Source organism: Cupriavidus sp. GW823-FHT06D04 (assembly GCF_058795055.1).
The window spans coordinates 1-1,027 of record NZ_JBXAHL010000110.1 but is presented as its reverse complement, the minus strand read 5'-3'; the positions used below and the strand labels follow the sequence as shown (position 1 = coordinate 1,027).

1 pseudogene is annotated in these 1,027 nt (G+C 62.1%); it reads left to right on the top strand.

Annotated features, from left to right (window positions below):
• Positions 1 to 144: 144 nt before the first annotated feature.
• Positions 145 to 954: pseudogene (locus AC1Q7H_RS39780) on the top strand (IS5 family transposase); the annotation flags it as partial.
• Positions 955 to 1,027: the final 73 nt, after the last annotated feature.

Genomic DNA, 1,027 nt, shown 5'->3' with positions numbered 1-1,027 from the left:
GTATGCGGTGAAAATCGCACGTACGGTTCTTTGGGGAGGGGGCGGCGGCGACGCTGCTCTCTTACCCGCTAAAGACCCTGAGGGGCTGTTAACTTTCTCGGCATCCTGTTAACCTTGCGCGTCTTGACAAATGGGGCCAAGGAGATGGGTAAGCCGATCGTAAGCGACGAACTATGGGCAGAGATCGAGCCACTGCTGCCGGCATCCAAGCCGAGGCGATGGAAGTACCCAGGACGCAGGCCGGTGTCGGATCGCGCTGCGCTTACCGGCATCGTTTTGGTGCTCAGAACCGGCATCCGTTGGCGCGACCTGCCAGCAGAAATGGGCTGCGGCTCTGGCGTGACCTGCTGGAGGCGTTTGCGCGACTGGCAGGAGGCTGGCGTTTGGGAGAAGTTGCACGAGCTGCTACTCGCGAAGTTGCGCGCCGCAGATCAGATCGACTTCTCGCGAGTGGTCGTCGACTCATCATCCATTCGTGCGGTTGGGGCGGGCGAAAACAGGCCCGAACCCCACCGATCGCGCGCGACCAGGTTCCAAGCAGCACATCGCCACGGACGCCAATGGCATCCCCGTCGCGGCGATCTTGACCGGCGCAAACTGCAATGACGTCACGCAACTGCTGCCGCTGGTCGATGCCATTGCGCCGATCCGAGGCGTGCGCGGACGCCCCCTGCAAAAACCTGAAGCCATCTATGCCGATCGAGGCTCGATTCCGAGCGGCATCGGCAGGAATTGCGCGAACGTGGCATCACGCCTGTGCTCGCCAAGCGCGGCACTGCAAACGGCAGTGGTCTGGGAAAGTACCGCTGGGTCGTCGAGCGTACACATGCCTGGTTGCGTCATTTCCGCCGTCTTCGTATCCGCTTCGAACGTCGTGGCGACATTCACGAAGCATTCCTCAAACTCGGCTGCTGCCTGATCTGCTGGAACACCCTCCGGCGCGCGGAGCCGTCTTTAGCGGGTAAGAGAGCAGCGTCGCCGCCGCCCCCTCCCCAAAGAACCGTACGTGCGATTTTCACCGCATACG